The 6,856-nt window shown below is 55.0% G+C and carries 7 protein-coding genes; 5 read left to right on the forward strand and 2 right to left on the reverse strand.

Annotated features, from left to right (window positions below):
* The 5 genes from K5905_RS23575 to K5905_RS23595 all read left to right on the forward strand — a co-directional run.
* On the forward strand, positions 1–848 hold an 848-nt coding region (locus K5905_RS23575), incomplete at its 5' end, for an ATP-binding cassette domain-containing protein (RefSeq protein WP_297588519.1).
* A gap of 283 nt (positions 849–1,131) precedes the next feature.
* Entirely contained in the window at positions 1,132–2,736 is a 1,605-nt protein-coding gene (locus K5905_RS23580; RefSeq protein WP_297588522.1) for a cytochrome ubiquinol oxidase subunit I, read from the forward strand.
* Positions 2,737–2,742: 6 nt separating this feature from the next.
* A complete protein-coding gene (gene cydB, locus K5905_RS23585; protein ID WP_297588524.1) occupies positions 2,743–3,900 on the forward strand; it encodes a cytochrome d ubiquinol oxidase subunit II in 1,158 nt (385 codons plus the stop codon).
* A gap of 11 nt (positions 3,901–3,911) precedes the next feature.
* On the forward strand, positions 3,912–4,034 hold the full coding sequence (gene cydX / locus K5905_RS23590) for a cytochrome bd-I oxidase subunit CydX (protein ID WP_297588526.1): 123 nt from the start codon (positions 3,912–3,914) through the stop codon (positions 4,032–4,034).
* A 265-nt stretch (positions 4,035–4,299) separates the two neighbouring features.
* The gene (locus K5905_RS23595; RefSeq protein WP_297588530.1) at positions 4,300–4,845 is read left to right on the forward strand and encodes a ricin-type beta-trefoil lectin domain protein; all 546 of its coding nucleotides are present in this window, start codon (positions 4,300–4,302) and stop codon (positions 4,843–4,845) included.
* Between the two features lie 149 nt (positions 4,846–4,994).
* Here the strand turns inward: K5905_RS23595 and K5905_RS23600 are convergent, their stop codons facing one another.
* Both K5905_RS23600 and K5905_RS23605 read right to left on the reverse strand, forming a co-directional pair.
* Positions 4,995–5,939, reverse strand: coding sequence for an antibiotic biosynthesis monooxygenase (locus tag K5905_RS23600; protein WP_297588533.1), 945 nt, complete (start codon positions 5,937–5,939; stop codon positions 4,995–4,997).
* Between the two features lie 11 nt (positions 5,940–5,950).
* A partial coding sequence (locus K5905_RS23605; RefSeq protein ID WP_297588536.1) for a guanine deaminase occupies positions 5,951–6,856 on the reverse strand: 906 nt, incomplete at its 5' end.

The following is a 6,856-nucleotide window of genomic DNA, read 5'->3' on the forward strand; positions in this document are numbered from 1 at the left end:
TGGCCATTGGTTTGATCCTGGTTGTCATGGCTCTGCCGGAGATCCTGGGAGGAGCGTTGCCAGGCCTCGCACGTCTTCAGCGCACCTCTCTTGCCGCCCGTCGATCTCTTGGATCCGAAACCGGAGTTGAGCCGGTCTCTGCTGTAAGTGAACGGCCTGACGGTCAGGTGACGCATCCCCCATGCAAGGCCGTTCTGCGTTTCATTGATGTGTCGTTCCGTTATCCAGGAGCATTGCGAAACGTTTTGGAGGATGTTTCGCTTGAATTTGCCCATGGTCAGGTTGTCGCAATTGCCGGGCGCAGTGGATGTGGCAAAAGCACCCTGGCGGCTCTGGCATCGCGCCTGAGAGTGCCGGATGCCGGCCGGATCGAACTGATGGGCCGGAACTTGGGCGAAGTTGACGAAAGCCAGCTTCGCCATTCGGTAACGGTGCTCAGTCAACGGTCCTATATCTTTAACGATACCGTGGCGGCCAACTTGCGGATCGCCAATCCGACTGCCGGCGATAGTGAGCTGTGGTCGGCATTGGACAAGGCGGCACTTGCGGAGCGGATCTCCAGATACCCCGAGGGATTGCAAACGGTACTCGGGGAGGAGGGGCTGGGGCTCTCCGGAGGCGAGCAGCGCCGCCTCGCACTTGCCCGGGCGTTTTTGACGGTACCTGATCTGTTCATTCTGGATGAGATGACGGAAGGTCTGGACGAGGCGACCGCCGGAGATGTGTTGGCGAGATTTCTGGAATTCAGGCAACAGGCAGCGGTGTTGATGATCGCACACCGGAAACTTGAGCTGGATGTTGCCGACAGAGTTGTTGGCCTGCGCGATACGGTCGCAGCGTCAAATTAGGTCTCCAACTGAAATTATTTCTAATTCCTCAACGATTCCAATTCGTTTTTCTGCGATTTCCGGTTGTCCTTTACGATGTGTCGCATTGACCTTGTGGTGAGGCTGGGTCACGATCACGGCGGTTGAAGACTCATGTTTTGAGGCAATTAGTAGACGGAACCGGCGATTGGTCCCCGTTCATTTCACCCGAACGATGCGACATTGCTGGATTGACTTGAAACCGTGAGAGTCTTTGCCCTGGCATCGTGCTCAAGTCTGTAGTGACTTGAAAAGGGGGAAGAGGATGGAATTAAACGTCGTTGACCTGTCTCGGCTGCAATTTGCCATGACAGCGCTCTACCACTTCCTGTTTGTGCCCTTGACCATAGGGCTTTCCATTTTGCTGGCGACGATGGAAACGGTCTACGTCATGACCGGTCGCGAGATCTGGAAACGCATGGTCAAGTTTTGGGGCACGCTCTTCGGGATCAACTTCGCCCTTGGAGTGGCAACAGGGCTCACCATGGAATTCCAGTTCGGCATGAACTGGGCCTATTTCAGTCAATATGTCGGCGACGTTTTTGGAGCGCCGCTTGCAATTGAAGGCCTGATGGCCTTCTTCCTCGAAGCCACTTTTGTCGGCCTTTTCTTTTTCGGTTGGGACAAACTGTCCAAACGGCAGCACCTAGCCGCCACCTGGGCGGTCGCGCTCGGCACCAACTTCTCAGCGCTCTGGATCCTGATCGCCAATGGCTGGATGCAAAATCCGGTCGGTTCGATGTTCAATCCGGACACGATGCGCATGGAAGTCACCAGTTTCTTTGACGTGCTGTTCAATCCGGTCGCGCAAGCGAAATTTGTCCACACAGTCTCGGCTGGCTATGTCACAGCTGCCATGTTCATGCTTGGAATTTCCGCCTGGTATATGCTGAAGGGACGGCATATTGCGATTGCCAAGCGTTCGATGACCATTGCGTCCGCCTTCGGCTTTGCCTCTGCGCTTTCCGTAGTCGTTCTTGGGGATGAAAGCGGCTATGAAGCCAACCTGAACCAGAAAATGAAAATGGCGACGATGGAAGCCATGTGGCACACGGAGCCTGCGCCTGCTTCTTTCAATATTGTTGCATGGCCTGACATGGAAAAGAGGGAAAACCTCTTTGCGATCGAGGTCCCCTATGTGATGGGCTTGATTGCTACGCGGTCGCTGACCGACATTATCCCCGGGATCTATGACCTGGTCGATCATTCCAAGGATCGAATCCGTCAAGGGGCGATAGCCTGGAATGCGCTTCAGGAGATCAGGGCCAATCCCGAAACCGTTGGTGAAGACGTTCGTGAAACCTTCCGGCAGAACGCCAATTCACTGGGCTATGCTTATCTGCTGCTGCCTTATACCGACAACCCCATGGAGGCAACGACAGAACAGGTGGACGAAGCAGCCTGGTCGACCGTGCCGAATGTCTTCCCGATGTTCTATGCCTTCCGGATCATGGTGGCTTGCGGGTTCTTCTTCATCCTGCTGACGACGGTATTTTTCTACTATTCCTCGTCCGGAAAGCTCGACGTCTTGAGGGAGAAACGCCGGTGGCTGCTGCATGTCGCGGTGTGGTCGATCCCGCTGCCCTGGATCGCCTGTGAAATGGGTTGGTTTGTCGCCGAATACGGGCGTCAACCTTGGATCATCGAAAGTATGCTGCCGACATCTGCCGGTGTTTCAAGCCTTTCTGTAACCGAGGTTCTGTTGACGCTTGCTGGCTTTGTCGCGCTCTACAGCACGCTTCTGGTGATCGAGGTCGCCTTGATGATCAAGTACATCAAGATCGGTCCTGACGATGGTCAGCCGGCCGGTGTCCAGCCACCCGAAGCAGAGCGTCCGGTTACCGGCGCAGCCCCTGTTCCAGCGGAGTAAGGTCTCATGGTCCTCTATGAACTAATCGACTATTCGACGCTGAAGATCATCTGGTGGGTGCTGCTAGGCGTTCTTCTTATTGGATTTGCGGTCACGGACGGTTTCGACATGGGCGTTGGCGCCTTGCTGCCATTCGTTGCCGAAACCGACATTGAACGGCGGGTTGTGATCAATACGATCGGCCCGACCTGGGAAGGGAACCAGGTCTGGTTCATTCTCGGGGGAGGAGCGATCTTTGCGGCCTGGCCGCCGCTTTATGCGATCAGTTTTTCCGGGTTCTACCTTGCAATGTTCGTGGTGCTCGCCGCCATGATCTTAAGGCCGGTCTCGTTCAAGTACCGCTCCAAAAGGCCGGACCCTTCCTGGCGCACTGCTTGGGACTGGGCCCTGTTCACCGGCTCTTTCGTACCTGCGCTGGTGTTTGGTGTTGCTGTTGGCAACGTGCTGCTTGGAGTGCCGTTCAAGCTCGATTCCGATCTCAGGATGACCTACGAGGGGTCGTTCTTCGGCCTGTTCTCGCCGTTCACTCTGCTATGCGGTCTTTTGTCCGTTTCGATGCTGGTCATGCATGGTTCCGTCTGGCTGGTCATGCGGGCGAGCGGAGACATTGCACAGCGTGCCCGGCGTTTCGGCTCCCTCGCGGCGATCCTTGGGATCGTGCTGTTTGCGCTTGGTGGATATCTGGTTTTCAGCGGATATGTCGAAGGGTTCCGGATTACTTCGGAAGTCGACCCGAACATGGCCGCCAATCCACTTGCGAAACAGGCGGTGATCGAGGGCGGTGCCTGGATGGCAAACTATACTGCCTATCCGATCCTCTGGGTCGTGCCCGGGCTGGGATTTCTGGGTCTTCTTGGGACGCTGGTCCTGCTGCAGTCCAAAATGGAAATGCTGATCTTCGTGTTTTCCAAATGGGCGGTGGTTGGCATCATCGCAACGGTGGGTGTCACCATGTTCCCATTCATTCTGCCGTCTTCGGTTCAACCGGAGGCAAGCCTGACGGTATGGGATGCATCATCCACGCATCGCACCCTGTTCAACATGCTGGTGGCAACTCTCATCTTCCTGCCGCTCATCCTTGTTTACACCGCTTGGGTCTACAAGGTCCTGTGGGGCAAGGTGGATGAAGAAACCATCGAACGCGACAATCACACGGCGTATTGAGGAGAATTCAGATGTGGTATTTTGCCTGGGCTCTTGGAATGCCGTTGGCGTGCTGCCTCGCAATCCTGAATGCGATGTGGCTGGAACTTCGCTCTGACGATGAACGGCGGCAGCGGGAACGAAAACAAGTGTGAAACAATTTGGTCAATCGGATTGGGTCGGCATTTGCCGGCCCAAGACTATTTGTATAAGGGACACAACCGGAATCTCCTGAAACTGGGAAATCATAACAACAAAACAGACTGTGCGGTGGGATTGGAACTCGTGTTGTGGGCAGCCTGCATACTCGCAGTTGGCCATACAGCAACTTCGGGGAAACCAAACCTAAGATGCAAGGCTATCAAAACCCCTACTGACGAAAGAGGCGGTACAAACCGGCAAGTTACCTGGAGTAGCGATATGAAACAGATCATTAGTTCCGTTGTTGCAACCCTAAGTCTCATTGCCCTCTCGAGTTCCGTACTGTCGGCCGAAAACCTTGTTGAAGTCCTGCTGACGGACAAGCTTGACGAAGAGCGTGGCTATTGCCTGGATATTGCGGGCGGGCAAGGCAAGAACGCGCCACTGGACCGCGGGCTTCAGGCACACACTTGCTATCACTACACCGGCGGTATCCTCGAAGACCAAGGGTTTGACGAGACGCTTCTCAGTGAGGGCAAATTCTATATTCCGTATTTCGACGTCTGCATGACGGTTCCGTCCGTTGAAGCAGGGGCCCCGGTAAATCTGGACAAGTGTACCGATTCAGATACACAGAAATTCCTGCTGGAAGACAACGGTCAGCTCGTCGCTCAGGCCGACCCAAATTTGTGTGTCACGGTCAGCCAAACGGAAAAGAGAGAAGGCCGGGGCGGTTCCCCCGTTCATGTGATGCGTCCCTTGTCCCTTCAGCCATGCGACAACGCGAACAAGGCTTATCAAGCCTGGTCGATCTACAAGCTGTAAGCAGTGTCGGGAACCGACGGCGAAATTGAAATTCGGGTTATGGCCTCGGGACGTTTCTGAACCGGTTCCGATGCGAGAACCAATTTATATGTTGCCAATCTTCAAGACGGGGCCGGAAATTGCCGGCCCTTGTTTTTGGGAGCCTGAGCTTACCCGGAGAGCCAGACAAAGAAGCCTATACTGACAGCGTAAAGCGCGATGATCAGCGCACCACCTCCAATCGTAATGGAGGGCCTGGAACCTGTCTCATCGTCGAGCCAGAAATCCAGCGCACGGGTTGCCATTGGCATGATTGCCCAGGTCAGGATGATGACGCTCAATATGTTGGATACGAACATGGAAACCGGCAGACCCCAGCTTGACATGAATGGCGAGATGTAAAGTGTGATCAGCATGACGGTCGGGTAAAGCGTCAAGAGCACTACCATCGCCATCTTGAATTGGGTTGGACCTGCGTCTCCTTCACCTGCCGCATTTGCGAACCAATCTTCAAACCCCCGGCCGACGCGCCGGATGTGAACCTTGTCGAAATAGGGTTCCGCCCGCTTCAACATCTCCCTGTGGATGTCGGAAGCGAACCAGTCGTCAAGGTGTTTGCCGGATGTGAAGCGGAATATGACAACCCATTCGTTCTGCACACCCGGCAGAGGTTTGATCAGTTCTGTCCCTAAAAAACCTGGAAACTTCTTCGCTTCAGCGTCGATCTCAAGCTGCCATTGCTGATAGGCCTCTTCGTAGCCGGGTTTGACCAGCTGCGAAATCACAACGGTGACCGGCACGGCGGAGGGTTTGCTGTTGGCAACGATTTGCTGGGTGATCGGCTTGCCAAAGGTCTCTTCGGACGCGGCAACCGCTGCCTTGAAGGCAGCGTCGCTCAACAAAGCTTTCAGGCTGTCGACTGTGTCATAGGTAATGATCTGGACCCATTGATCCTGAACACCGTCCAGTGGCCTTTGCAGGTTCACGTCAATCAGGCCGTCATGCTGCTTGGCAAGGTTCACAAGTTCCTGATGCCATTGCTTATAGGCATGTTCGTCAAAGCTGCCGGGATCGCGCGACAAAACCACCACCCCGGTTTTTGTTGTTTGCTGCATGACGATCGAACCTAATGAAGGGCGTTACCGCTCTTTTGATAGAGCAGCTGCCCACTGACATAGGTTGCCTCGACCGCACGTTCGTCGCCAAGCATCATCATGCCGAAGGCTTCGTGTTCCATGCGCTCGCGTTGCTGCTCTTCCTCACTTGCGTTCGTGTCGATGATCGCGCTTTCCGCGCGGAAGGCGAGGGCAGGTGTCGGCCGCGTGTCGAGCACGACAAGATCCGCGAACTTCCCCGGATCAAAGCTGCCGATTTCATCTTCCAGCAGCAGCGATTTGGCGCCTCCCAACGTCGCCAGATATAACCCTTTGAGAACTGATAGCTTCTGCGATTGAAGCGCCGCCACCTTGTAAGCATCGTTCAATACGCGCAGGATCGAGAAACAGTCGCCAGCCCCCATGTCCGTGCCGACACCGACCAGTACCGGCGTTTCTACCGACTTCGCCTTTTGGATCATGAATAGGCCGCTGCCGAGATAAAGATTGGATGCAGGACAGAACGAGATCGATGACTTTGACGACGACATACGTCGAAAGGCATCGTCACTCAGGTGAATAGCGTGGCCTGCGGTAAATTTCGGCCCGACAATCCCCGCCCGCTCATAGACATTCAGATAATCTTTCGCTTCCGGGAATGCTTCGGCGACCTGGGCGATTTCCTTATGGTTTTCCGACATGTGGGTGTTGACCCAGGTATCAGGATATTCGCCTTTCAGCTGGCCACAGCGATCAAGTTGTTCACGGGTTGAACCAAGTGCAAAACGCGGCGTGATCGCATACTTGTTGCGGCCCCTCATGTGCCAACGTTCGATCAGATCCTTGCTGCTGGCATAAAAACTGTCCGCTGTATCGAGATACTCAGGCGGGGCGAGGCCGGGGCGGTCGATGCCAGTCAGACCTGCTATCATGCAGAT

This window comes from Roseibium sp., from assembly GCF_025698965.1.
Classification (GTDB): Bacteria; Pseudomonadota; Alphaproteobacteria; order Rhizobiales; family Stappiaceae; genus Roseibium.

Bases quoted from the DNA above. Each gene is read 5' to 3' on its own strand.
- cydB (WP_297588524.1), top strand. From the start codon at position 2,743: ATGGTCCTCTATGAACTAATCGACTATTCGACGCTGAAGATCATCTGG.
- cydX (WP_297588526.1), top strand. From the start codon at position 3,912: ATGTGGTATTTTGCCTGGGCTCTTGGAATGCCGTTGGCGTGCTGCCTC.
- K5905_RS23595 (WP_297588530.1), top strand. From the start codon at position 4,300: ATGAAACAGATCATTAGTTCCGTTGTTGCAACCCTAAGTCTCATTGCC.
- K5905_RS23600 (WP_297588533.1), bottom strand. From the start codon at position 5,939: ATGCAGCAAACAACAAAAACCGGGGTGGTGGTTTTGTCGCGCGATCCC.
- K5905_RS23580 (WP_297588522.1), top strand. From the start codon at position 1,132: ATGGAATTAAACGTCGTTGACCTGTCTCGGCTGCAATTTGCCATGACA.